The 25,648-nt window shown below is 47.6% G+C and carries 25 protein-coding genes; 15 read left to right on the top strand and 10 right to left on the bottom strand.

Going from position 1 to position 25,648, the window contains the following annotated elements; translation table 11 throughout:
* Nucleotides 1–72 precede the first annotated feature (72 nt).
* Nucleotides 73–516, bottom strand: a complete 444-nt coding sequence (gene dksA / locus BM607_RS15380; RefSeq protein WP_006082967.1) for an RNA polymerase-binding protein DksA — start codon at nucleotides 514–516, stop codon at nucleotides 73–75.
* 163 nt (nucleotides 517–679) lie between these two features.
* Nucleotides 680–1,384 carry a DNA/RNA nuclease SfsA gene (gene sfsA / locus BM607_RS15375; protein WP_071940076.1) on the bottom strand — a complete coding sequence of 235 codons (705 nt, stop codon included), beginning with the start codon at nucleotides 1,382–1,384 and terminating at the stop codon, nucleotides 680–682.
* A gap of 177 nt (nucleotides 1,385–1,561) precedes the next feature.
* On the opposite strand from sfsA, the gene pepB reads away from it, so the two are divergent.
* Both pepB and BM607_RS15365 read left to right on the top strand, forming a co-directional pair.
* Nucleotides 1,562–2,854 carry an aminopeptidase PepB gene (gene pepB, locus BM607_RS15370; RefSeq protein ID WP_071940077.1) on the top strand — a complete coding sequence of 431 codons (1,293 nt, stop codon included), beginning with the start codon at nucleotides 1,562–1,564 and terminating at the stop codon, nucleotides 2,852–2,854.
* Nucleotides 2,855–3,044: 190 nt separating this feature from the next.
* Nucleotides 3,045–3,554, top strand: coding sequence for a GNAT family N-acetyltransferase (locus BM607_RS15365; protein WP_071940078.1), 510 nt, complete (start codon nucleotides 3,045–3,047; stop codon nucleotides 3,552–3,554).
* Between the two features lie 260 nt (nucleotides 3,555–3,814).
* Here the strand turns inward: BM607_RS15365 and BM607_RS15360 are convergent, their stop codons facing one another.
* The 3 genes from BM607_RS15360 to BM607_RS15350 form a co-directional block, all read right to left on the bottom strand.
* Nucleotides 3,815–4,702: a phosphoribulokinase gene (locus tag BM607_RS15360; RefSeq protein ID WP_006082963.1), complete on the bottom strand. Its 888-nt coding sequence runs from the start codon at nucleotides 4,700–4,702 to the stop codon at nucleotides 3,815–3,817.
* A gap of 90 nt (nucleotides 4,703–4,792) precedes the next feature.
* The gene (locus BM607_RS15355; protein WP_012196716.1) at nucleotides 4,793–5,038 is read right to left on the bottom strand and encodes a YheU family protein; all 246 of its coding nucleotides are present in this window, start codon (nucleotides 5,036–5,038) and stop codon (nucleotides 4,793–4,795) included.
* Nucleotides 5,022–6,065, bottom strand: a complete 1,044-nt coding sequence (locus BM607_RS15350; RefSeq protein WP_071940079.1) for a hydrolase — start codon at nucleotides 6,063–6,065, stop codon at nucleotides 5,022–5,024. The genes BM607_RS15355 and BM607_RS15350 overlap by 17 nt, the downstream gene beginning before the upstream one ends.
* 188 nt (nucleotides 6,066–6,253) lie before the next feature.
* Here BM607_RS15350 and BM607_RS15345 point away from each other — a divergent pair, with 188 nt between their 5' ends.
* Both BM607_RS15345 and BM607_RS15340 read left to right on the top strand, forming a co-directional pair.
* Entirely contained in the window at nucleotides 6,254–6,760 is a 507-nt protein-coding gene (locus tag BM607_RS15345) for a hypothetical protein (RefSeq protein ID WP_006082960.1), read from the top strand.
* 69 nt (nucleotides 6,761–6,829) lie between these two features.
* Nucleotides 6,830–8,425, top strand: a complete 1,596-nt coding sequence (locus BM607_RS15340) for a GMC family oxidoreductase (protein ID WP_071940080.1) — start codon at nucleotides 6,830–6,832, stop codon at nucleotides 8,423–8,425.
* Between the two features lie 138 nt (nucleotides 8,426–8,563).
* Here the strand turns inward: BM607_RS15340 and BM607_RS15335 are convergent, their stop codons facing one another.
* Complete coding sequence (locus tag BM607_RS15335) at nucleotides 8,564–9,220, bottom strand: cupin domain-containing protein (RefSeq protein ID WP_071940081.1); 657 nt, start codon at nucleotides 9,218–9,220, stop codon at nucleotides 8,564–8,566.
* A gap of 136 nt (nucleotides 9,221–9,356) precedes the next feature.
* The gene (locus BM607_RS15330) at nucleotides 9,357–10,139 is read right to left on the bottom strand and encodes an SDR family oxidoreductase (RefSeq protein WP_071940082.1); all 783 of its coding nucleotides are present in this window, start codon (nucleotides 10,137–10,139) and stop codon (nucleotides 9,357–9,359) included.
* 102 nt (nucleotides 10,140–10,241) lie between these two features.
* Here BM607_RS15330 and BM607_RS15325 point away from each other — a divergent pair, with 102 nt between their 5' ends.
* Nucleotides 10,242–10,577 (top strand): helix-turn-helix domain-containing protein, encoded by a 336-nt coding sequence (locus BM607_RS15325; RefSeq protein WP_006082956.1) that lies wholly within the window; start codon nucleotides 10,242–10,244, stop codon nucleotides 10,575–10,577.
* 128 nt (nucleotides 10,578–10,705) lie between these two features.
* The gene (locus BM607_RS15320) at nucleotides 10,706–11,116 is read left to right on the top strand and encodes a GFA family protein (RefSeq protein WP_071940083.1); all 411 of its coding nucleotides are present in this window, start codon (nucleotides 10,706–10,708) and stop codon (nucleotides 11,114–11,116) included.
* 84 nt (nucleotides 11,117–11,200) lie between these two features.
* Here the strand turns inward: BM607_RS15320 and BM607_RS15315 are convergent, their stop codons facing one another.
* Nucleotides 11,201–11,662, bottom strand: coding sequence for a TIGR02444 family protein (locus BM607_RS15315; protein ID WP_012586880.1), 462 nt, complete (start codon nucleotides 11,660–11,662; stop codon nucleotides 11,201–11,203).
* Nucleotides 11,663–11,716: 54 nt separating this feature from the next.
* A complete protein-coding gene (locus tag BM607_RS15310; protein ID WP_006085975.1) occupies nucleotides 11,717–13,630 on the bottom strand; it encodes an ABC transporter ATP-binding protein in 1,914 nt (637 codons plus the stop codon).
* Between the two features lie 253 nt (nucleotides 13,631–13,883).
* On the opposite strand from BM607_RS15310, the gene BM607_RS15305 reads away from it, so the two are divergent.
* The 9 genes from BM607_RS15305 to BM607_RS15265 all read left to right on the top strand — a co-directional run bounded on the left by BM607_RS15305 (nucleotide 13,884) and on the right by BM607_RS15265 (nucleotide 23,759).
* Nucleotides 13,884–14,087 (top strand): YheV family putative zinc ribbon protein, encoded by a 204-nt coding sequence (locus tag BM607_RS15305; RefSeq protein ID WP_012088350.1) that lies wholly within the window; start codon nucleotides 13,884–13,886, stop codon nucleotides 14,085–14,087.
* 633 nt (nucleotides 14,088–14,720) lie between these two features.
* Nucleotides 14,721–15,485 (top strand): DUF4272 domain-containing protein, encoded by a 765-nt coding sequence (locus BM607_RS15300; RefSeq protein WP_212669162.1) that lies wholly within the window; start codon nucleotides 14,721–14,723, stop codon nucleotides 15,483–15,485.
* Between the two features lie 221 nt (nucleotides 15,486–15,706).
* Entirely contained in the window at nucleotides 15,707–16,684 is a 978-nt protein-coding gene (locus BM607_RS15295) for a transposase (protein WP_071940084.1), read from the top strand.
* A gap of 328 nt (nucleotides 16,685–17,012) precedes the next feature.
* Nucleotides 17,013–17,489, top strand: coding sequence for a hypothetical protein (locus BM607_RS15290; RefSeq protein ID WP_071940085.1), 477 nt, complete (start codon nucleotides 17,013–17,015; stop codon nucleotides 17,487–17,489).
* A 174-nt stretch (nucleotides 17,490–17,663) separates the two neighbouring features.
* A complete protein-coding gene (locus tag BM607_RS15285; RefSeq protein ID WP_071940086.1) occupies nucleotides 17,664–18,428 on the top strand; it encodes an SDR family oxidoreductase in 765 nt (254 codons plus the stop codon).
* Nucleotides 18,429–18,439: 11 nt separating this feature from the next.
* Nucleotides 18,440–19,282, top strand: a complete 843-nt coding sequence (locus BM607_RS15280) for a methylated-DNA--[protein]-cysteine S-methyltransferase (RefSeq protein WP_071940087.1) — start codon at nucleotides 18,440–18,442, stop codon at nucleotides 19,280–19,282.
* A gap of 510 nt (nucleotides 19,283–19,792) precedes the next feature.
* Nucleotides 19,793–20,650, top strand: coding sequence for a pirin family protein (locus BM607_RS15275; protein ID WP_071940088.1), 858 nt, complete (start codon nucleotides 19,793–19,795; stop codon nucleotides 20,648–20,650).
* A gap of 351 nt (nucleotides 20,651–21,001) precedes the next feature.
* Complete coding sequence (dbpA, locus tag BM607_RS15270) at nucleotides 21,002–22,378, top strand: ATP-dependent RNA helicase DbpA (RefSeq protein ID WP_011847678.1); 1,377 nt, start codon at nucleotides 21,002–21,004, stop codon at nucleotides 22,376–22,378.
* A 283-nt stretch (nucleotides 22,379–22,661) separates the two neighbouring features.
* Entirely contained in the window at nucleotides 22,662–23,759 is a 1,098-nt protein-coding gene (locus tag BM607_RS15265) for a hypothetical protein (RefSeq protein WP_071940089.1), read from the top strand.
* Nucleotides 23,760–23,935: 176 nt separating this feature from the next.
* On the opposite strand, the gene BM607_RS15260 is transcribed toward BM607_RS15265, so the two are convergent.
* On the bottom strand, nucleotides 23,936–25,480 hold the full coding sequence (locus tag BM607_RS15260) for a DEAD/DEAH box helicase (RefSeq protein WP_006085968.1): 1,545 nt from the start codon (nucleotides 25,478–25,480) through the stop codon (nucleotides 23,936–23,938).
* Nucleotides 25,481–25,648 lie beyond the last annotated feature (168 nt).

Here is a 25,648-nt window from a genome sequence, read left to right as displayed (position 1 = left end):
TGGCTTCAACTCGAAGAGTCAAGGCGTTGTTAGAAACAAATAGGCGGGGAAATCCCCGCCCAGTATGCTTGATTAACCAGCCATTTGTTTCTCTTTGATCTCTGCAAGCGTTTTACAGTCGATACATTGATCGGCTGTTGGACGCGCTTCGAGACGGCGGATGCCGATTTCGATACCGCAAGAATCACAGAAGCCGAAATCGTCTTCTTCAATTTTTTGCAGTGTTTTTTCGATTTTTTTGATCAGCTTACGTTCTCTATCGCGAGCACGAAGTTCGAGGCTGAACTCTTCTTCTTGTGCTGCACGGTCAACAGGATCGGGAAAGTTTGCGGCTTCGTCCTGCATGTGGCTAAGAGTACGGTCGACCTCTTCACGCAACTGATTGCGCCAAGCTTCAAGAATTGTCTTGAAGTGACCCAGTTGCTTAGCGTTCATATACTCCTCACCCGGTTTTTCCTGGTAAGGATTTACACCTGCGATAGCGAGTACGCCAAGTTTTTTGGTGCCTTCAGGCATAACGCATCTCCTGTAATCATTTGCGTTTGTAGGGCGTCCTTAAGAACGGCCGCTATCTATAGCAGAATCTTCACATCGAGGCAAACTTTTCATTCTGCTTTGATTGAATTTTTTGACTATGTTCGCTAATTCAAATGAAATCAAATTTAACTCAGCCTTAACATCATACTCGGACAACACAGGCTTGGGCTAGGTGAATCTCAGTCGGGGACATTTCACAGCGATAGGCAAGGACTTCAACTCCAGCTAACACTGATTTTTTCAGTAACTTAGCATATTCAGGGTCGATATGTGCTGCGGGGGCAACACTAAAGATGTCACTGTGCTGCACCACAAACAGCAATACGGCTCTGTGGCCTTGGCTGACCATGTGCATCAATTCACGTAAATGTTTTTGACCTCGTAGGCTTACAGCATCAGGAAAATAACCTTGGCCATCCTCGAGCAAAGTACAACTTTTGACTTCTATATAACAGGCGGGTTTTTGAGCACCCTGTAGCAGGATGTCGATGCGGCTGTTTTCATCACCATATTTAACTTCACGGCTTAGGCTGTCATAACCCGTGAGCTCCTTGATGATACCTTTATTGATGGCTTCTTCGGCTAAGGTGTTCGCTTGACCCGAGTGGATACCGATTAGGCCAGCATCTGGCGTGGTCATCAGTTCCCATGTATGGGCGTACTTACGTTTAGGGTTATCAGAGGTAGAAAACCAGACGGTTTCACCGGGATACAGGCAATTACGCATAGAACCCGTATTGGGGCAATGCAGAGTGATCTCACTGCCGTCGCTTAACTGCACATCGGCCAGAAAACGTTTATAGCGGCGCAGTAAAATGCCCTGTTGTAGTGGCGGAGTAAATTCCATCGGTAGACCTATATCGGCTGTTCTAGGCCGCAAAGCCTAGCAAATTTCGCAAATGTTTACAGATTTTACCTGAGTAACTTCAGCCAATCGCTTTGCGTCATCGCCTGCTAGCAGTAAACTGCCGCCATAAAGTTTGTTCTGATTGTTCTAAAACGAATCGAAAAATAAGGATCCCTAATGAGTGAACTAAAAGTAACTGAATTAATGAAAGTGCAATTAACCAAAGAAGCGCCGGCCGCCAACTGGGGCAAAGCCGATGTGACTTATACTACCGACGGTGCGCAAATTCATTTAGCGGGTGGCGATGAGCTGCGTCAAATTCAAATGGCGGCCCGTAAACTGCGCAGCCAAGGTATTAGCAGTGTGGTGTTAGCTGGGCAGCTTTGGGATCTCAATAGTCAGTGGGTGTTTGCCCAAGGTTTCGCGACGGCAAAACCAGGTTATCAAATCCATTGGTGTGGTGATGAAGCTGTACAAGCTGAATTGCAACGTCGACTCGATGTGGCAACCTTTGCCCGTCAACTGATCAACGATACGCCTGAAAACCTATCGCCAGTGAAGCTTGCCCAACAAGCGGCGAAATGGTTGGCTGAAATTGGTGGCGACAAAGTGAGCTATCGGATTATCGAAGGCGAAGCGCTGCTCGAAGAACAGTGGATTGGTATCCATGCTGTCGGTCGCGGCAGTGAGCGTCCACCAGCAATGTTAGCGTTAGACTTCAACCCATTAGCCGCCGATGCACCTGTATCTGTGGCGCTTGTGGGTAAAGGGATTACCTTTGATTCTGGCGGTTACAGCATAAAAGCCTCTGAAGGCATGTTAGGCATGAAATGCGACATGGGCGGGGCGGCGACTGTGACTGCCGCCCTCGGTTTAGCAATTAAATCAGGCCTAAACAAACGGGTTAAACTCTTCTTATGTTGTGCTGAAAACTTGATCAGCGGCCGTGCTTATAAGTTAGGCGATATCCTGACCTACAAAAATGGCGTGACAGTTGAAGTGGTGAACACCGATGCGGAAGGGCGCCTAGTGTTGGCCGATGGTCTGCAAGCCGCTTCTGCGACAGGTGCACCTTTTATTATCGATGCAGCGACCCTTACAGGCGCCGCTGTGATGGCAGTGGGTTCTAACTACAACGCGATTTTCTCGCCACAGACTGATGTGTTGCAACTGGCCCAGCAAAAAGCCACGAGTGTTGCCGAGCGTGTATGGCCGTTGCCATTGGATCCTTGGCACAAAGAAATGTGTCCATCTGCCTATGCTGACACAGCCAACAGCCGCGCAATGAAAGGCGGCGGTGCAGGTGGTGCTTCTAATGCGGCTGGTTTCCTATGGCGCTTTGTTTCACCAGAAGCTAAATGGTTGCACGTTGATTTAGCGGGCGCTTTTGAAGATTCGGCTTCTGCTATGTGGGGCGCGGGTGCAACGACCCACGGCGTATTGACCATTAGTGAATTGATCAAAGGCTAAGCCTAGATTTAAGTCTAGCGCTAAGACTTAAGTTAGATATGCCAGCGCAGATCCATTAAGGTTCTGCTGACTGGATTAAAACCGCCTACGGGCGGTTTTTTATTGGGTGAAATACTAGGCCGATAGTTTACTTGGCGTTTCAGCGGCTTCATGGCATGTTATGGCTGAGCGTTTTTAATCGGGAAACATGATGATAACTATACGAAAAGCAACAAAAGCAGATGCTCAGGCCTGTTGGGATATCCGCAATGCGGCTATCAATAAAGGCTGCGCCGGATTCTATGATGCGGGCGATCTGATTATTTGGACCGAAGGCGAACTGACTGAGCAATTTAGTCGTATCGTCGATGCGCATTTTTATGTGGCAGAACAATCCAATGACGAGCCGCCGCTTAAGAGAGTGGTCGGTATGGTCATGTTGGATGAACCCTATGCCCAGTTAGAAGCGCTGTTTGTCTCCCCCGATACTATGGGGCTTGGGGTCGGTAAAGTGCTACTGCAATTTATTGAAACCATGGCTTTTAATCAAGGTATTGCCCAGCTGAGGTTGGAATCGACTTTGAATGCGGTGGATTTCTATCGCCACTGCGGTTTTGGTGGTGAAGGTTTAGAAGAGGAATCCATCTACTGCTCGCCCAGAGGCATAGCCTTAGAGTGCATGGTGATGTACAAGAATCTCGTGCGTAGAAAATCAGTTTAAAATACAGGCTGGATCAAGCACGGATGTGGAATTAACTTTGAAGACTTAACGTTACGTTAAAAGGTTGCTGACATACTCGAGGGAATCAACAGATCAAGATGGGGGAATTAACTCCCAAGAGTATGCCAACTATCGTTCTTTCGCCTGAAATCCCGATGCCGACAAGATTAGCGCTAATGGCTTAAATCAAACTTAATCTATTGCAAAAAAAGACTTTATTTCCTTAGCCTTTAGTCAAACCCGCCCCAATCCGCTAGGGTTTAGTTCGCTTCTGGAGTATTGAGTTGCTGGCGTTTTTCCATCAAATCTTTAATCAAAGGCGTGAGGATAAGCTCCATGGCTAGCGACATTTTACCGCCGGGCACCACTAAGGTGTTAACCCGTGACATAAATGATCCTTGGATCATATTAAGGTAATAGGGAAAATCGACATTATTGATGCCGCGAAAGCGGATCACCACAAAGCTCTCGTCTAGGCTCGGAATATCTTTGGCGCTAAAGGGGTTAGAGGTATCGACCGTTGGCACCCGCTGAAAGTTAATGTGAGTGCGGGAGAACTGTGGCGTCATGTGCTTAATATAGTCATCCATACTGCGCACAATCGAGCCCATGACTTTTTCACGGCTGTGGCCGCGCTCCGAAGTGTCACGGATAATTTTTTGGATCCACTCTAAGTTGACTATGGGCACCATGCCGATCAATAGATCGACATGCTGGGCGACATTGGCGTCACCGGTAACCACGCCGCCATGCAGGCCTTCGTAGTAGAGCATGTCGGTATTTTCTGGCAAGGGTCGCCATTGGGTAAAAGTGCCGGGCATCTGGTTAAAAGGCACGGCCTCATCGAAGGTATGTAAATAGCTGCGGGTTTCACCTTGGCCTGTGGCGCTGTAATCGCGAAAGCATTGTTCCAAGCGGGCAAAGTTATTGGCCTCTGGGCCAAAATAGCTGAGGTTGCGGTTTTCAGCTTGGGATTTACGGATCATCACTTCCATTTCAGCGCGGGTAAAATGATGAAAGCTGTCGCCTTCGACAAAGGCGGCGTTAATCCCTAGTTGGCGAAAAATATGGCTAAAGGCGGTGGTGGTGGTGGTGGTTCCCGCGCCTGATGAGCCTGTAACTGCAATAATGGGATGTTTTGCTGACATTTTTTCTACCTAGCTAGGAACCAAAAGAGCCGCTTACGGGGAAGCGATAAAAACGCGAGTACTATTTATACGGTACAGAGGTAGGACTGGTCAATCTTGCTGCTGTGCTATTTGATCCGCCGAGCGTATCGCGAAGGACTCATCGTCTTCACTGTACTCTAATTTCAGCTTACCTTGTTTAAGTGCTTGTTGACATTGGACTATCGCCTGAGCCAGTTCCTGTTCATCGAGACTGGCAAAGCTGCCATCCTCCACTTGACCGAAGAGATATTCGCGGATCAGATTGGCCAGCGTTTCCTGCGGGAGTTGTAACAGGGTTTCATAGGGAATGAGCATCGGTGCTTCCTTGGAGAATATTGTCGCCGTTGATGGGGTCTACGCTAAGTGGGTCAACACTTTGATCGCCGAGTAAAAAGTGTAAAATCCGTCGCTCAAGATAGAAGCGCGGTTTCCAAGGTGTACCGCCCTCGATAAAGCCAACATGACCGCCATAGGGATGCAGTTCGTATTCTACATAACCCGATAATTGGTTTTGCTGGGGGATCACTTCATCGGTCATAAAGGGATCGTCCTTGGCATGGATGATAAGCGTCGGTTTAGTAATGCGGCTGACAAAGGGTAAACCACTGGCACGCGTATAGTAATCGTCGACGCCGTCAAAGCCGTGCAATGGCGCTGTGACTTTATCGTCAAAATCATAGAAGGTATTTAAACGGTCGACCTGCAACTGGCTCAGCGGCATAGAGATGGCTAAGTCGGGATCGTTCAGCTTATGGCTGATTTTTTGCTGCAACTGTTTGATTAAATAGCTCTGATATACTTTCGAAAAACCATTTTCTAAACGTTTTGCGCAGGCGGACAATTGCAGCGGCGCCGAGACAACCACTGCGCGAGCTAATAAACTGTCATCCTGATATTCGCCCTGATACTTAGTCAGTACATTGCCGCCTAAGCTGTAACCTACGGCTAATAAGGGCGATTGAGGATACGCGCTTTTCAGTGTCGATAGACTAAACTGTAAATCGTCCGTGTCGCCACTGTGATAACTGCGAGCGAGGCGATTAGCTTCACCCGAGCAACTTCTGTGATGATGCACGACGGCTGCAAGTTGCTGTTCTTTACAGGCTTGCAGTATCCGCCGCGCATAATGTGACTGAGCACTTCCTTCTAAGCCGTGGATGATCACCACGATAGGTTTGCCAGACTGCGGAAAATCCTGCCAATCTAAATCGACAAAATCGCCATCGGGCAACTCTAAGCGCTGCCGCTGTAATGCTGGTTTGGCCACTTTAGTGAATACGGGTAAAATCGTTTGTACATGGGGACTCTTGGCCCACCAAGGCGGCATAAAGGAATTTGGCATGGGTGTTTATCTTGGTATCGGCTATTGCTGAAAATTAAAACGTGTGTTTAATTTATATCCAAGCGACTTCAAAATGCTGAAATTCTTATTTTGAGGTCGCTTGGATATAAACGCGTGGGCAGTGTAGCACAATTGTTTTTTATGCTGATATTTAGGCCGACATTTAGATTGATATTTAGGAGATAGAGATGAAGCGACGAACCTTTTTGATGGGTGCGTTTGCCGGTACGGCGGCGTTAGCCTTAGGGGTCAATCTCTATTCTCCTGAGTTTAGTTTGCCCGAGGACAGCGAAGGCAAAGATTATCGTTTGCTGTTTAGCGTGCTTTTACCTGTGATGCTCGACGGTGCCTTGCCGGATGTGGCAACCCATAAGCTTGCGGCGCAAAATCGCACTTTAGATGCCATCAAACAGTCAATTTCTGTGCTACCCGAGGAGCAGCAAACCGAGTTATTTGAACTGCTCGATATGCTCGAAAATCGCCTCGGCTTACTCGTACTGACCTCAAGCATGACACCGTTATTGATGCGCTCTCCCGCCGAGTTAACTGAAATGCTAGAAACCTGGCGCCACAGTTATTTTGCGCTATTACAAACCGCTTATCTCGGGTTGCGGGAATTAGTGATGGCCAGTTACTACGCTTGCCCTGAACACTGGAGCCGCCTGCATTATGCCAAACCTGAACTGTTCAAATAGCTCGCCCGTTTGTAACCGAATCAAACGCCCAATAATAAGCATCTTACCCGCGACAGTGGAGCACTCAAGTTGGCAGTCATAGATCCTATAGTGAATGGTTTAAACTCAGGTTGGTTACATACCGATGCGAGCCAATTGCAAGAAAACCAACAGTTTGAAGCCGATGTTATTATTGTCGGCACAGGTGCTGGCGGCGGTGTGGTGGCCGAAATCCTCACCCAAGCTGGGCTAAGCGTGATCATGATTGAGGCGGGGCCGCTAAAATCCTCCAGCGATTTTAATATGGAAGAGCGGGTCGCTTATCCCAACTTGTATCAACAAGCCGCGGCGATGAAAACCGCCGACAAGGCGATTGGGATTTTTCAAGGCCGCGCAGTCGGTGGCTCAACCACAGTTAACTGGACCACTTCTATTCGCACGCCGACCGAGGCGTTAGCTTTTTGGGCGCAACATAAGTCGGTTGCAGGGCTTAATCGCGAGAGCTTAGACCCTTGGTTTGAGCAAATGGAGCAGCGGCTCAATATCCATGAATGGAACTATGAGCCTAACCGTAATAATGCCGCCCTGAAGCAAGGTTGTATCAATCTTGGCTGGGAATACACAGTTATTAAACGCAATGTGGCGGGTTGTTGGAATACCGGCTATTGCGGCATGGGTTGTCCGGTAAATGCGAAGCAATCTATGTTAGTCACCACTATTCCCTCGGCACTTGAGAAAGGCGCGCAACTGATCAGCCGCGCTAAAGTGACTAAGATTGAGCACCATAATGGTCAAGTGTTTGCGTTAAAAGCGCAGGCGCTGGATGTGAATTTACGACCCACTGACGTTGAGCTGTTATTTAAAGCTAAACATTATATTTTGAGTGCGGGCGCTATCCATACGCCGACGATTTTGATGCGTTCGCAGGTGCCCGATCCCCACAAACTTTTGGGTAAACGCACTTTTTTACATCCGACTTTGTTATCCGGCGGCGTGTTTGCCGATTCGATCAATGGCCATAGTGGCGCGCCGCAATCTATCTATTCCGATGAGTTTGTGTGGAAGAATGACGCCGATGGTGAGCTCGGCTATAAACTCGAAGTGCCGCCGGTGCACCCGATTTTAATTGCCTCTAAAACCTTAGGTTATGGCGCGAGTCATGCCGAGTTAATGGCGCAGTTCAATCAGTTGCAAGTGACGATTGCCTTAATCCGTGATGGTTATCATCCCGACAGTCAGGGCGGTGAAGTGCACTTAACGCCTAAGGGATTTACCCTAGATTATCCGTTGACCGATGCCTTTTGGCGGGCCGCAAGATGCGCTTTTGCCAGTATGGCTGAGTTACAATTCTCGGCGGGCGCCTTAAAAGTGTTGCCGATCAGCGATGGTATGCCTTACTTATCTTCGTGGAAAGACGCCAAAGAGAGCATTGCGCAGATGTCACTCGCCCCACTGCGCACTATCGTCGCATCGGCCCATGTGATGGGCGGTTGTCCCTTCGGCGAAGATGAAAAGCTTTCTATGGTAAATAGTTATGGTCAGTCGCACTATTTAGAAAATCTGTCTGTAATGGATGGGTCTATCTTCCCGACCAGCCTTGGCGCTAACCCGCAGCTATCGATTTATGGCATCACAGCACGTAATGCCACTGCACTCGCGCAAAAGCTCACCGATGGTAAAGGGTGATGTTACCTTCGCCAATGATTCTGATGCAGAAGCTTACTTGCAAAGAGCTCAACTGCAGAAGGTTAAGTTGCAAAAACGTATGTTGCAGCAACTTATACTGTAAAAACGTATGTTGCCTAAGACCATGCTCGCTGTGGGTTAGGGCTGAATCGGCAAATGTCCTGTTTTCACTAAGATAATGGTTTCCTCTTCGACAAAAGGAAAATGACCGCTCATGTGCGGACTGCGTATCCAAGTGTGGCGCGGATATTCCCCTTGCTCATCTTGAAACTTGCCCGATAACACCAATATTTCTTCGCCGCCAAAATGCCGATGGGGTTGAAAGGTTTCACCCTTAGGCCATTTCACTAATGCAGTATGTTCATGCTCGAATTCATGTAGCGGCATCACTTGTAAGCCGCCTATGCCTTGTAACCAAGGAGTCTGCTGAGTGTTAATCTTGACCACATCAAGATCTCGCGGATTGAATTGATTGAGTTTAACTAAGATAACGCAGCCTTCTTGGCTAAATGGTGCGTGTTGGCTCCCTAGCGGATGGCGAAGATAACTGCCCGCGGGGTAATCGCCGTTTTCATCGGAAAATACCCCCTCCAGCACAAAGATTTCCTCGCCCAGCGGATGCGAGTGGGTCGCAAACTGCGAACCCGCGTCATATTTCACTATGCTGCTAGTGTGTCCTGATTCTTTAGCCTCCCGCTCGAGTGGTTTGCGCCAAACGCCTTGAGCAGGACTTGGCAACCAAGGTTGCTGCTGTGTATCAATAACGACACGTTCGCTAAAGTTCATATTGAGCATAGTGTTAGACCTTATTTAACCTTAACTTAGAATAGTGATTGTTTACTGTGTTCGTTGCGTCTTACTGCGCTAATAGTGTGCGAGCTGCGCTCTGCGATGTTAGCTGTGTATTAGCATACTCGCTGTGTCTGCAATATTAGTTGCGTCCTGCCATCACGCCGCCATCAACATCCCAAATGGCGCCTGTCACCCAGCTGGTGTCATCGGACAGAAGAAAGCAAATGCTGTTCGCCACATCGGCTGGCGTACCGACTCGACCAATAGGGTGAAAAGCGTTGAAGCTTTCAATCACTTGGTCTAGCTCTGCCTCTGGGATAAAAGCGTTATAGATGGGCGTATTCACCACGGCAGGTGAAACCGCGTTGACGCGAATATGCTTGTCTGCCAGTTCCATCGCTAAGTGCTGGGTTAATGCGTGTAATCCGGCTTTGGCCATGGAATACGCCGACGAAGGCGTGGCTTTAACCGCTTGTTTTGCCCACATAGAACCTATGTTCACTATACTACCACCGCCCGCATCGATCATCTTGTGGGTCACGGCTTGGGTGATTTTGAATAGGGCTTTATTTAACGCCATATAGAGATCGTAATCAGCCTCTGAGTGGTCGATAAAGGATTTGGGATTGAAATAACCCGCCGCATTGACTAGGTAGCCGACCTTTTGCTCAAGCTGGGTAATGTGCGCAATCAGCCGATTAACATCCGCAGCTTGGTAAAGGTTGGCTTGAAAACCGTCGACGCGTAACTCGGCTGCTGGATGGGCATGTTTGATCGCAGCAACGGCTGCGGTGAGTTTATCTTGCTGATTACCGACGATGAGCACTGATACGCCTTGTTCGGCCAGTTGTTTGGCCGTTTCGAAACCTATGCCGCTGCTACCACCGACAATAATGGCGAGATTTGAGGTATTAAATTGCATTTTCTACTCCTAAGTATTATCAAGGTGGTAATCTTAAGAACTCAATAACTGTTTGAACAGTAAGTACAAATAGGTAAGGCAGGTACTTTTTGGTACATCTTTATGAATAACAATGAAAAAATTATTTCACGCAAATCGCCCCCTGAGCGTTCTGCCCGTATGGTCGAGACGATTTATGGCTGTAAATGGTCATTAACGGTTTATCAGCTGTTGGCCAGTGGGGTACAAAGACCGGGGGAAATGGTGCGCTCCGTTGAGGGGCTCTCAACTAAGGTATTGAATCAATGTTTAAAAAAGAACATAGAATTTGGCATCTTAGATAAGGTCATTTATAACGAGCTGCCGCCGCGTGTCGAGTATCAAGTGACTGAGTTTGGCCAAAAATTTCTGCATATTTTGGATGAGCTGGAAAAGTTACAGCAAGAAATCGATGCTTAATTAACTTTCCTTTGTAGCGGTTCAATGTCGGTAAAGTAAATCGCAGCGGTTTATTTTATCGAGATGAAGCGCTACTTGATGGAACACTACTCGATAAAGTCTGCGGCTGGTCGGAAATGGGAGTGTGTATGCCTAAAAATACATTACGGGAAGGTGGCTGCTTATGCGGCGCGATTCGTTATCAGATTGAAGGTGAACCCTTCGATGCGGATTATTGCCACTGCCGTTCGTGCCAAAAGAGTACGGGCTCTGCATTTGGGGCTTGGATGGATTTTAAAACAGGCCAAGTTAGATGGTTGAAAGGTCAGGTAACTGAGTTCGCATCGTCCGAGCTTATCCGCCGTGGATTTTGTGACCAATGTGGTACATCGTTAACCTACCGACATATTCAATATCCCGATTACTCGACCTTGAGCATAGCGAGTCTGGACGACGCTAACCAAGTTCAGCCTAAGTACCATATTTACACTGAGAGTCAGCTGAATTGGTTGGTGATCAAGGATGACTGTGAACGCTATCCACAAGGCCGCAGCTGTTAGCGGTTCAGATGATCATAGTGTTAATTTGATTGAGCTCGATCTAACTTAGCTGTGCTTGATTTAACGTGATTTGTTTGGATTAGATCAGGGCGCGATGAGGCCGATTTCGTTGGCGTCCATGTCACTGAGTCCAAACAAGCTTAAGTAGCTCACCAGATTCGTTGATTGGCCGCTTGGGCTGAGTTCATTGAGTTTATTCAAGATGGTTCGCTGCGCTTTACGTTCCATCATTAGCTCAACGGCGAGCATCTGCTGATACTCTTGCTCATTCAGGCTGGACTTAGCGAGTTTACGTAATTTGCGGTAGGGCATGAGGAATCTTTCATCCCATTCACCTACGGCGCTCATCAGCGTTTGCCATTGGTCTGTGCTGTATTGCTGCGGCCCAGACACATCCATAGTGATATCTAAATATTGTGCCAGTAGCAGTAGATTGACGTTCACCTGACAGCTATTTTGCAATTCGAGACAGAGCGCTTTGTTTTGCGCATAGCTCATATCACACCATTGCCAGAGTTGACTGTCGAACTGGGTTAAAACTGCCATACTATTTCCTTGTATTGCCGCTGCTACTGACTTTTATGTAAAAGAACGCTGGAGTTATTGTTGCTCCATGACCTCAAGTTCCATTGCATCTATCTCTTCTTGCAACTCGAGCCATTGCATTTCACTGTCTTCTAAGGTTTGCGTCAAGCTCGTTCGCTCGGTTAGTACTGAGGTTAGCTTGGCTTTGTTATCTTGATCATACAATTCGCTATCGGCCAGCAAGTGTTCTAGCTCGGCGAGGCGTTCGCTCAGCTTTTGCTGTTCGGTTTCTAACTTAGTTTGTTTGCGCTTGAGCGGCGATACCTTTTGGCGAATCTCGGCCTCGAGGCGTTTTTGCTGTTTTTTATCGGCGGCAGGTTTGATCTCGTCGCTGGTGCTGTTTTGATTCGAGTTGGCTTTCGCCGCATCGAGCAACCATTGGTGATAATCGTCTAAGTCACCGTCGAAGGCGCGCACTTCACCTTGATCGACCAGATAGTAATCGCTACAGGTTAATCGCAGTAAATGCCTATCGTGCGAGACGACAACCATAGCACCTTCAAAGGTTTGCAATGCCATCGTTAGGGCGTGGCGCATCTCTAAGTCTAAATGGTTGGTGGGTTCATCGAGCAGCAATAGGTTAGGGCGTTGCCAAACTAATAGCGCTAACACTAAACGGGCTTTCTCGCCGCCAGAAAAGGGCCGCACAGGTGAGAGCGCCATATCGCCGTTAAAACCAAAACCGCCTAAGAAGTTGCGTAGTTCTTGCTCTCTGGCATTGGGTGCAAGACGCACTAAATGCTGCATCGGCGTGTCGTCGAGACGTAAAAATTCGATTTGATGCTGGGCAAAGTAACCGATATTGACGCCAGGGTTAGGCTCATACAAACCAGTCATTGGCGACAATTGGCCCGATAACAGCTTGATTAATGTCGATTTACCTGCGCCGTTACGGCCGAGTAAACCAATGCGCGCGCCCGGCACTAAGTTTAAATGCACCTTGCTCAGGATTGGCTTATCGCTATAGCCGATCGCGACTTGCTCCATCTTAATCAGTGGATTGGGTAGGGCTTCTGGAGCGCGAAACTCCATATAAAAGGGGCTATCGGCTTGAGACGGCAACAACTCAGTCATGCGTTCTAGCGCTTTTAAGCGGCTCTGCGCTTGTTTGGCTTTACTCGCCTTATAACGGAAACGGTCAACGAAAGACTGCATGTGCGCACGTTCTTTTTGTTGGCGTTCGAAGGCAACCTGTTGCTGCGACATACGTTCGGCACGAATGCGCTCAAAGGCACTGTAATTGCCTTTGTAGAAATTGAGTTTTTGATTTTCAACGTGGACGATTTCATCAACGATTTCATCGATAAAGTCCCTATCATGGCTGATTAAAATCAGCGTGCCTTGATAGGACTTAATCCAACCTTCGAGCCAGTACATGGTATCTAAGTCTAAGTGGTTGGTGGGTTCGTCGAGGAGCAATAAGTCAGAGCGGCACAGTAACGCTTGGGCTAAGTTGAGGCGCATACGCCAGCCGCCCGAAAAGCTTTTCACTGGATTGCTTTGATCGGCTTCACTAAAGCCCAGACCCGCTAACAATGAACCCGCGCGCGAATGAATCGCATAACCACCGATAGCGTCGATTTTGCCGTGTAAGAGTGCGATGGCATTGCCGTCGTTATCTTCTTGGGCCTTGTGTAATAGGGCTTCTAATTGACGATATTCGCTATCGCCATCGATCACATATTCCAGTGCCGAGACGTCGAGCGCAGGGGTTTCTTGGGCCACAGTGGCAATTTGCCAGCCAGAAGGCAGACTAAATTCACCTTTATCTAGGCTTAAGTGACCTAAAATTAATGCGAGCAGTGAAGATTTGCCTGTGCCGTTGGCACCGACTAAACCGACCTTATGGCCGGGATAAATCGTGAGAGAGGTCTCATCTAGCAGGGTTTTGCTGCCACGGATTAATTGCGCTTGGTTGATGCTGATCATTGACTACAACTTGGTTAGAACGTGAATTCGTCAGGGCACAGATAATAGCGTACAACCCAGTTTCAAACCACAGCCTGACCCGATAACTCGGACAATTATTCGACTTTTCAGGACGATCTTCAGCGAATCGCATCACATCGGCTTAAGGCCTCATACTTTCAGGTAACACTGGTATTCAATCATCAGTGTGGCAAAATAGCGGCAATTTCTTCGGCCGAGTCCCTTGGCCCTGCTATCTGGTCCTTTATCTATTATGACAAACACTAAAATCAAAAAGCGTTTCGTAGCCGGTGCTAAGTGCCCAAAATGCAGCGCCAAAGACAGCATTTTACTCTACAAGGAAAACGGCATCGAAACCGTTGAATGTACTGAGTGTGATTACCGTGAACAGCAAACCGATGAAAAGGTGACAGAAAAAGCCACCGGCGCAGTGATCGGCGTATTTAAACCGGATTAGGTTGAAGATTCAATTCAAGTGAGAATCTGAATGTGACCACTTTTAAGGTCACATTCTGAAGCTTGGCTAACCATTCAAGATAACGGTCTCGTCAGTTGTGCAGCATGAATTGTTATTGTTTCCCAGTGACTCGCCGCCTATTTCTTTTAAAAGAAGCATCCCTGAGGACTCAACTAGAGCATTCCTGTTTTAGAAGGTCACTGGTGCAACAATACCAATCTACACTAACCCTTTGGTTGTTCGTTCAGCTAAAAAGCTATTGCCCCAAAGCTTGCTAGCATTCATTTAGTGAATCGAAAACTGACGAATGAGTTGCCCTACCGTAAAGCGACTAACAATATATGGGTATACAGTCGTATTTAAATTTAGATGCTTTTGAGTGTTTTGACACTCATTAGTTTGCGCGTTTATCCAGCCTAAAATTAACAAAAACCTTTAAAATCATTTGTATATACTTTTCCAAAATTAGTTAATAGGTTTGGAAAACGCGCATGCGCGTTTTTCCGGATGGTGTATTTGATAAAGAGCTGATAAGTTCTTTGCATACAGGTAGTTAAATGTGCGCGTTTTCACTGGTCTAATGAGGTAAACGCGCATGCGTACTAATAAAATGTTATGTATCAGGGAGGCGCCGTGCAGAAATTTAGACTGATTTTGGTACTAATCATTTCAATGCTGTTTGGTTTTGGCACCTCTATAGCATCGACACTTGAGGATAGAAAAGAAGCAATAAAGAAAATGGAAACGTATACGCCGAGCGAAGAACAAACCCAACGTAAAGCGCGTTCAGAGTCAATCCTTAAAGCGGAAAAAGTGCCGTATATTGAGCATCTTCCAGTTATTGAGTCTGAAATAGAAGCGAATATCCAAGATGAAAACGAAGTAGAGCTTAGGGCTTTATGCTTAGTGGTAGTCGCCGTTAAAGGTGAAGGTCTTGAGCAAGAAGTGATTGATGATCTAGTTTCAAGATATGGTTTAGCCAAGCACCTGACCCCGAAAGAAAATGCATTCATAAGTAATCCCTCTCCAACTCAGCACGATAAAATTCAGTTTGTTTGGCGCTATGAATCTGCCTGGGTAATGTTGTGGGCGCTAGGATTTATTGAAGAGTTGCCAAGGCCTGATCAAATTGCTGATGTCCCTAGGTTGGCTGAAATTGTTCGTAGCAATACTACTGAGTCATTTCAAGCCAAAGGCAAACTACGCAAGCCTTCGGAACTGCTAGATCAAGCAGATCTTATCTATCGTTACCATTGGGCCGTAACAGATGCACGTATCAATGGTCGGGAACCTCCGGCTGGCTTAGATGGAAGTGTTGTATATGAGCGTCATTACTCTCTCAATTGGCTTATAGGCTATATGGATGAGTCGTGGGATGATATTTCAACTGATACATAACAATGCCATAAACGCGGATGCCAAAAAGCTGCGCCGCTCGCACCTCACTATGCAGCTTTGTGGCTCCGGTTATGGCTGGCGTTAGCACTCAAGGGAAGTTCGGATGCTCGATAAGATTTATGAAATAGTAGAAAAGACAGAAATACTGAGACACCCAACTTTAATAGCACAGTTGTTAACCTCCGACTATGCTTGGTTAAGCATTAAACAAGGAGGTTTCTATGCCGCGCCCTCGCAGAACTCAGATAAGTGTTGAAGACACTCCCTATTACCATTGCTGTAGCCGTGTCGTGCGGCGTGCGTTTTTGTGTGGCGATGATGCCTATACGGGAAAAAATTATGACCATCGCCGCGCTTGGGTAGAATCGCTACTGTTTGAACTCGAAGCGGTTTTTGCTATTGATGTGGCGGCTTTTGCTGTGATGTCCAATCACCTGCATGTGGTGCTGCGGGTCGATATCGACTGCACGAATCGTTGGACTGACCGCGAAGTACTTGAGCAGTGGCATAAGCTGTTTAAAGGCGATGAATTAACGAAAAAATTCGCCAAAGGTGAGTTAGTTGAAGCGCATGAGGTCAACAGATTAAGGCATTCAATCGCCATTTATCGCAGTCGATTATGCGATATTAGCTGGTTCATGCGCTGCCTTAATGAACCGATAGCAAGACAAGCAAATCAAGAAGATAACTGCACAGGTCGTTTCTGGGAAGGTCGGTTTAAATCCCAAGCTCTACTCGATGAAGCCGCCGTTTTAGCCTGTATGGCCTATGTTGATTTGAATCCTATCAGAGCGCAATTGGTTGATACGCCAGAACAATCCGACCATACCAGTATTCAGCTGCGTATTCGGGCTGCATTAAAAGGTGAGCAGCCAAAAAATCTATTGCCTTTTACCGGCAATGAACACGAGAACCAGCCCAATGGCATTGCGTTTTCCTTAACGGACTACCTCGAATTGGTGGATAATACAGGTCGAATCATCCGCAACGACAAACGTGGTTCCATCAGTGAAAATAGCGCCAAGTTACTGACAAGATTAAATATCCCCTATGACAATTGGCTCAAGCTCACTACTGAGTTTGGCAAGCTATTTCATGGCCCAGTGGGTACGCTGCAAGAACTGACCGATTACTGCGAACATTTAGAAAAACGACGACGGCACTTTGCGGCAAGCTGTCAGCACTTTCACAGCAACTAACTATAATCCTGCTTAACCAAACTAATCACTGCCTATTTGTTTTATTGGGTGGGTTAGCATGTCTTAAATACACCAATTTTTAATGAGTTAGCTCATTTTTATGCCTCAGGTTTAGCCCTTCAACTTTTGATGACTCTACTTTAAGCAATTTTAGCTCGTACAAGTTGTAGACAAACCAAAAGTACATTATGTTGTTGAACTAAAATGGATGGCCAGATTTTTGCCGGAACTAAAATGGATGGCCAGATTTTTGCCGATTTTTGCCGATTTTTGTTACATGAGACCTTCGGCTCATGAACTATATCGTTAACTGTCAAAAGGAGCTTCAGTGCTAAAGCTATACAAATTCACGGACACGAAGAAAGAATATTGGGAAACGTGGGATAACGATGATGGTTCACATACTGTCCATTGGGGCGAGCTAGGAACAACCGGTCAATCCAAGGAAGTTAAAAGATCTCTCTTAAAGAAGCCGGAAAAAATTATCCAGAAAGAAGTAGATGAAATGGTTTCAAATGGCTTTAGGCCAATAGATGATGAGTTTACGCTTCTTATTGAATATGCAGTCGACGGCATGGGTTCTAAAGAAGATGTAGAGAAACGTCACCGTCTTCAAGATAAAATGAATGAAACATTGGGTTGGGCTGGTTTAGGGCATTGCGACGGCGGAAGTATCGGAAGCGGAACAATGGAAGTCTGTAATTATGTCGTAGATTTCGAGGTTGCCAAAAGCGTTATTGAAAATGACCTCAAAGGCACCGAATTCGAGAACTACACAAGAATATACGATGAAGAAGCCGAGTAAACAGTTAACAAGCGCGTTAATTAGGACGCTCGCAAGCTCGGGCCTATTACGCGGGCGTTATAGCGCAATTGAAATACAGCAAGATTCGGGTCGGCATTAGTCGTTCGGCCTCCTAATATAGCATCTGTTCGGGCATATGCCCTTTTATAGTAAGCAGATCCTAGAGGAATAACGATGACTATACTTGCCAACAAAGTCGCTATTGTTACCGGTGCCAGTACCGGCATTGGCTACGCAGCTGCGAAGCTTTTTGCGAGAGAAGGTGCTGCCGTAGTGGTGGCTGCAAGGCGACAGAAGGAGCTTGATGACCTGGTGGACTTAATCAACACGGAAGGCGGGCAGGCACTGGCACTAGCCGGTGATGTTGGTGAAGAAGCTTTTGCCAAAGCTTTGGTAGATAAGGCAGTAAGCCACTTTGGTGGCCTGGATATCGCTTTTAACAATGCTGCCATTCTGGGTGCTATGGGCCCTGTCTCGGAGATGTCGCTCACGGACTGGAATCAAGTTATTGCGACCAACTTAACCAGCGCATTTTTGGGCGCAAAGTACCAGCTGCCCGCCATGGCTGCCCGAAAAGGAGGTTCGTTAATTTTCACTTCTACCTTCGTTGGTTACACCGCAGGTATGCCAGGCATGGCAGCCTACGCCGCCAGTAAGGCGGGACTTATTGGACTGACTCAAGTGCTGGCATCCGAGCACGGGCCTCAGAATATCCGGGTCAATGCCCTTTTGCCCGGTGGTACTGATACGCCGGCAGGACGTGAGTTTGCCAATACGCCAGAAGCATTGGCATTTGTGCATAATCTGCATGCTCTTAAGCGTATGGCGACACCAGATGAAATTGCCCAATCTGCATTGTACCTTGCCTCCGATGCCTCCAGCTTCACCACGGGATCTGCAATGCTGGTCGATGGCGGTGTATCTATAAATCGTGTTTGAGAGGCCGGCCCATGTCAGACTATGACCGAATCGCAAGCGCTATGGCCTATTTGGTTGATCGGGCAATTGATCAGCCCAGCCTTGAAGAGATAGCCGCCCATGTGCATCTGAGTCCGTATCACTTTCAAAGGCTGTTTTGTCGTTGGGCAGGTACTACGCCGAAGCGCTTTTTACAGGTCCTGACATTGGAGCGGGGTAAAGGATTGCTTAATAATTCTCGCTCCTTGCTTGATGTCTCACATGAGCTTGGATTAAGCGGCAGTTCAAGGTTGCATGATCACTTTGTGCAGCTGGAAGCAGTCACACCCGGCGAGTATAAAAATCGAGGTAAGGACGTACAGATCGAGTATGGAGTCCATCCTACCCCACTGGGGCCCATGTTTGTGGCCGTAACCCTGCGTGGTGTTTGCCGGGCAGCGTTTATGGACTTCAATAGCATGGAAGAGTTACTGAATGACTTGTATAACGATTGGCCTCTCAGTTCGATCAGAGAAAATTTGGCATCTACGCGACACGCTATTGATGCCTTTTTTAGCAGTGACACAGCTTCCGAGCAAGGTCCGCTGTCGCTCCATGTGACAGGGACAAATTTCCAGATCGCCGTGTGGCGTGCTTTGTTGAAAATACCACCGGGCGCTGTGGCCAGCTATGCCGAAGTAGCCAGATCACTCGGCGCACCTAGGTCTGCAAGGGCTGTTGGTAACGCTATTGGAGCCAATCCAGTTGCTTTGCTGATCCCCTGTCACCGGGTTATCCAGCAAAGTGGCGCGCTGGGGGGGTATCGCTGGGGACCAACCAAGAAGCTTATGGTACAAACATGGGAAAAAATGCGTGATGAACCGGTTGCGCTATAACAATGCCATGCAACCGCCGCTCGTACATCGCTCGGCTGATGGCGAGCGTTACCCATAGAAATCTTAGTCCGAAAGTTACAAATCAGAGTATTCGCACTAAGAAGCTTTCGTCCAAAAAGTGTGTTGCGTATGTCTTTTAAATCTACAGGTTACGCTAAAGCCAAAACGGTGAGCTAGGGTGATTAGCGAGACGACCGTCCGCCCCATGGCCGCTCTTTGGCGTCCATGCCATCGCGGCATTTGTGAATCCTTTCACATCAGACGGGGCGGTCGAGCATCCAAGAACGGACTGTCTGTGAGTCGGCGAGTAAATGCTATGGCCAACCTGTGTGAGTGGGTATCAGCAATTTACCATTCTATTTTTTCGAATGTTTAGGCCGTGATTTCGCGTTATTCTTTTGTAAACTTCCTTGTTATTCTGCCTCCATCAGCAAAGCGTTTGCATCTTGTGTTAGCCACATGATTTTGGCCTTTCACGCACCGCTTTGCTCAACCGATAGGAGAGCAGCAATGAAAGTATTAAGTCAGTTTTCCGCCAAAGCCGCGATGGATGGCGATGGGGTCAATATTCGCCGTGTCGCCGATTTTGTGACGACTAAATTTGATCCTTTCTTGATGATCGACGAAATAAAATCCGATGATGAACAAGACTTTATTGGCGGTTTCCCCGCACATCCCCATCGCGGAATGGAGACCTTTACTTATATTCGTAAGGGCGGTTTTGAGCATCGCGACCAAATGGGCAATGTGAAGGCGATTCGTGCCGGCGATGTGCAGTGGATGAGCACCGGATTCGGGGTAGTGCATTCTGAAATGCCGTTGGCCGATGCTGTCGATGGTCTGCATGGGTTCCAAATTTGGGTCAACATGCCCGCCAAAGACAAGCTGCGTCCAGCTAAGTATCAAGATACTGCGGGTAGCGCTAGCGTTGAAGTGACCAATAACACTGGCGCTAGCTTAAAAGCCTTAGCGGGTGATTGGGGCTTTAAAGATCAACCTCTGATTAGTGCGGCTATCCAAGGATTAGCGGGCGAAGCTGCCATTGCTGATTTGAGCCTAGCGCCAAACGCTGAGGCCACGCTAAATTTGCCTCGGCATGAGTTTGTCGCCTTGTACTTGTACCAAGGTGACTTAAGCAAGGGTGAAGATTCACAGTGGTTATACCATGAGGGCGAGTTTTTAGTGCTTGATAGCCAAAGTGTGCTTAAGCTTAAAGCCGATGAGCGCGGCGCTGGGATGCTACTGTTTGCCGGTAAACCTATCCGTGAAAAAATCGTCCAGATGGGTCCATTTGTAATGAACACCCAAGCGGAAATTCAGCAGGCGATTCGCGATTATCAAGAAGGGCGTTTCGGCCACATCGCGTAATTTGTTAAATCTGCCGCGCTGAGCTAATTCTAAACCCAAGCCTAAATCTAAATCTAAGTCTAAGCCTAAGCCCTGTATTGCTACAGGGCTTTTTTGTTGCTGTTCACGCCTGCTATGTCTATTGCTTAAGGACTTGAGGCAAAAGCCGCGCTTTGTTGCTACAATAGCCGTGCTTTTGGGTTGAGCGAGCCTAGAGCTTAAATCTAAACTCAAGCTAGTCCAAAGCTAACCTGAATCTTGATAGAACAGTTTAATCGATAAGTAACGCAATTTCAGTAACCTAGCAGCCGCTTCGTTACCCACCACAGGATATTCACCTTGAGCAACTCTGATACTAAGCCTAATCCATCAATGGCTTTTTCGACTCTTAAGCTAAAACCCGAACTGCTTGAGAACCTTTCTTCTATGGGCTACAACGAGATGACGCCAATTCAGGCGCAAAGTTTGCCACCCATTTTAGCGGGGCAGGATGTGATAGGTCAGGGTAAAACTGGCTCGGGTAAAACGGCCGCCTTCGGCTTAGGATTACTGAACAAGTTAGACGTTAAACGCTTTCGTATTCAAACCTTAGTGTTATGCCCAACCCGCGAGTTGGCCGACCAAGTGGCGCAGGAAATCCGTACCCTTGCCCGTGGTATTCATAACGTTAAAGTACTGACACTTTGCGGCGGTGTGCCTATGGGGCCACAAGTCGGCTCGCTGGAACACGGCGCACACATTATTGTGGGTACGCCGGGTCGTATCGTCGATCACTTAGATCGCAATCGCTTAGATTTAAGCAATCTCAACATGTTAGTGCTCGATGAAGCCGATCGCATGTTAGAAATGGGCTTCCAACCCGCCCTCGATGCGATTATCGAACAAGCCCCGCGTGAGCGTCAGACGTTGCTATTCAGCGCGACCTTCCCAGAGCAAATTCAATCGATTGCTAAGCAAATCATGTATGACCCAAGCATGGTTAAAGTTGAAGGTAATCACGACAGCTTGAGCATAGCCCAACATTTTTATCATTTAGACGATGACAAGGCGCGTATGCAAGCGCTGCAATTATTGTTGTTAGAACATAAGCCTGAAAGCGCAGTGGTGTTCTGTAACACTAAACGCGAAACCCAAAAAGTGGCCGATGAGCTTGAAGGCTTAGGCTTTAGCGTATTGGCTTTGCACGGTGATTTAGAGCAAAGAGACAGGGACGAAACCTTGCTGCAATTTGCTAATAAGAGTGCCTGTGTCTTAGTGGCGACCGACGTTGCCGCCCGTGGTTTAGATATCGATGCGCTGGATGCCGTGTTTAACTATCACGTTGCCTACGACACCGAAGTCCACATTCACCGTATCGGTCGTACTGGCCGTGCGGGCAGTAAAGGCGCCGCTTATACCTTCTATAACGATCAAGACGGTTACAAAATTGCCTTGTTAGAAGAGTATTTAGAGCGCGAAATTACCAGCGAATCACTGCCATCTGAAAGCCTGCTCGGCAACACGCCTGCAGCGCCAACCATGATCACTTTGCAGATCGATGGCGGTAAGAAAGAAAAACTGCGTCCAGGGGATATCTTAGGCGCGCTGACGGGCGAAAACGGTATCGAAGGCTCACAGGTGGGTAAAATCCAAGTGACCGATTACCGCGCCTATGTGGCCGTTAATCGTAAGGTTGCCAAGAAAGCGCTGAACAAAATTACTGGCGGCCGCATTAAAGGAAAATCTTACCGCGCTTGGCCAATGAAGTAAGCTTAGCTTGAGTTGAATCGTACCTCGATTTAATTCACTTCACCTTTAAAGGGAATAAACTCAGGTTTATTCCCTTTTTTGTTGGGTGTGATTAATGCAATGACTGAGTCTTTTTGTTTTTTAAATGCTAATTAAGGTGGGCAGTTAAGTAACACTTTGTATTCGCCTGCTTAATTAATATGCCCCTCAGCTTGCCTGTGGTAGAAGTGATTCTGAGTAAAAAATAAATGAGCAGATTAACGGCTTTGTCAGGTGATAAGGCGTACATCGGTTTGGAGTATTTATGTTTCGAAGGACGATTTTACTAAGTATCTTTTTGAGCGCAGCGAGCGCTGCATCAATTCAACCTGAGTTGCAACCAGAGTCACAACCAGAGCGGCAATTAGAGTCTCAGCCAGCGTCGCAACCTTTACAGCACTACATTTACATTAATCATCGTGAGGCAAACGGAGAAAACATACGTGCCGACAAGGCGCTGCGCGATCCCCGTTTTGGCGGTGCGCAGATTGTTTATACTTGGCGCAGTTTAGAGCCTAAGCTGGGCGAATATGATTTCAGCGCGATTAAGGCCGATATTGCGTATCTCGATTCGATAGGCAAAAAATTGTGGATCCAGCTGCAAGATAAATCTTTTACGCCGAGGTTTAACGTGCCTCAGTATTTACTCGATGATCCGATTTATCAAGGCGGTGTGTTGAAGCAAAGCATGCTGAGTGCACCAGAGCGTGATCCCAATAAACCTGTGACGGATGACGAATACGGCTGGTCTGCCAAAATGTGGGAGCCTGCAGTATGTGCGCGTTATCAGCAATTGGTGCGTCAGCTAGGTCAAGAGTTTGATGGGAAAATCACTGGTATTAACTTTAGTGAAAGCTCAATTGAAGTGGGGACTGAAAACGCCGACGGAACAACCACCTTCCCCAGTGATTTTAATCCTAAAGACTATATCGATGCGATTGGCGAAAACATGCAGGTATTAGCTGAGTCATTTCAGCATTCAACCGCTATGGTGTATTTGAACTTTTTACCAGACGAATGGCTGCCATGGAATGACAAAGGCTATATGCGAGGCTTATTTGCGCAAGCCAAAGCGCTCAATATGGGCGTAGGTGGCCCAGATTTAATGCCATATCGTAAAGGCCATATGGGACAGAGTTACGCCTTTATTAAAGAATATCCAGCGGCATTGGTGAAAGGTATGGCGGTGCAAGACGGTAATTTGCGGCAGATTAATCCCAAGACAGGTAAAAAGAATACTGTGCCTGATCTGCTGGATTTTGCACAAAACTACCTAGGGCTCGACTACATTTTTTGGGTTGAAGATGAACCCTATTTTACGGATGAAGTCCTGCAGCAACTACCAGATATTAAGGCGAATTAACTTAGGTTATTGTTTAGGCTGTTGTTTAAGGCTGTGATTGTTCAAGCCGATTATTGGTCAAAGCGTAGAACAATAAACAAAGACAAACAAAAACGCCCAATTCCATGCGGAGTTGGGCGTTTCTTTTTAGGGCTTAATGCGGCTAAATCGCCAAGCGAGTTCGCTCAGCGTGTGCATTAATCCTGTGAATTTCTTGGACGACTCGCACCGTTATTTGGGCGACGGGTATTTTTCTTTGGGCCATTGGCGTAAGGGTTCTCACCCGCTTGGCCACGATTTTCGCCAGAACCTGAACGGCTTTCACTTGGACGACTAGCGCCTGCGCTATTGGCACGGCCATCGTTTGAACGTGGCGGACGTGGTTTAGCATCGGCACGGGGTGCGCTACTGGCTTCACCGCTGTGTCTTGGGTTCTTGTCGTTTGGCTTGTGGCCGCGCGCGACGTCACCGCTGCGTTGACCGTCTTTATGCTCGGCGCTTCTTGGGGCACCATCGCGTGAGCTAGGTTGGTTTGAGCTGCGGGTATTTCTACGGCTGGGTACTGATTTACCGCTGCTTTTTCCGCCGCCACCTAAACGTGACTCAGGCAATACATGGTTAAAGCCTTCAACCATTTCTCGGTCTAATACGCGATTGATCAAACGCTCGATATCGTTCAGCAGTTTGATTTCTTCGTTGCTCACCAGTGACACGGCTTGACCCGATGCGCCAGCGCGGCCAGTACGGCCGATACGATGCACATAATCTTCTGGCACGTTCGGTAAGTCGAAGTTAACCACTTGTGGTAATTGGTCAATGTCCAAACCACGGGCGGCGATATCGGTTGCAACCAGTACGCGAGCTTGACCATTTTTAAAGTCGGCCAAAGCTTTAGTTCGCGCTGTTTGGCTCTTGTTACCGTGGATAGCGGCGGCTTTAATGCCCGCATCTTCAAGGCTTTTCGCCAGACGGTTAGCGCCATGTTTAGTGCGCGAGAATACCAGCACTTGTTGCCAATCGTTTTGCTTGATGAGTTGGATCAACAGTGCCGATTTTTGGCTCTTATCGACTGGGCAAACCCATTGTTTTACTGTGGTCGCCGCCGCGTTACGTGGCGTGACCGAAATTTCGACCGGATTATTCACTAAACCTTTTGCCAGCTCACGAATTTCATCGGAGAAGGTGGCTGAGAACATCAGGTTTTGGCGTTGCTTAGGTAAAATGGCCAGGATCTTACGGATGTCGCGGATAAAGCCCATGTCGAGCATGCGATCGGCTTCATCTAATACTAAGATTTCAAGCTGGCTGAATTTCACCGCTTTTTGATTGTACAAATCCATCAATCGACCTGGTGTGGCGACTAATACGTCGACACCGTGGCGCAATTTCGCGATTTGTGGATTGATAGGCACGCCACCAAATATCACCGCTGAGCGCAGTGGTAAATTCTTACCATAGGTTTCAACACTTTCTGCAACCTGAGCCGCCAATTCGCGTGTTGGAGTTAACACTAATGCGCGCACTTGGCCTGCTTGGGCACGGTTACCTTTACTCAGGAGTTCGAGCATAGGTAGGGTGAAACCTGCTGTTTTACCTGTTCCTGTTTGGGCGGCCGCCATCACATCTTTGCCTTGAAGCACAGCTGGAATTGCTTGAGCTTGGATTGGCGAAGGTGTGTCGTAGCCTTGTTCGGCAACGGCTTTAAGTATCGGGGCCGATAAGCCCAGGGAGGTAAAACTCATAGATTGGTCTCTTGTGGCAACGCTTTGCTGCATTTATGGTCAATAGCCAGGTCTGCTGGCGGGCGTGCAGCTTACAGGATCGGGGCCCTAAGTGCCATCGAATAAAGACTTTTACAGCGGGTTTCATTCATATTGGCACATAAATCGCTTGTCAGCGGCTTTCACTCG

It is taken from the genome of Shewanella sp. SACH (genome assembly GCF_001887095.2).
GTDB classification, from domain to species: domain Bacteria; phylum Pseudomonadota; class Gammaproteobacteria; order Enterobacterales; family Shewanellaceae; genus Shewanella; species Shewanella baltica.
This window is presented reverse-complemented; position numbering and strand designations above follow the sequence as displayed.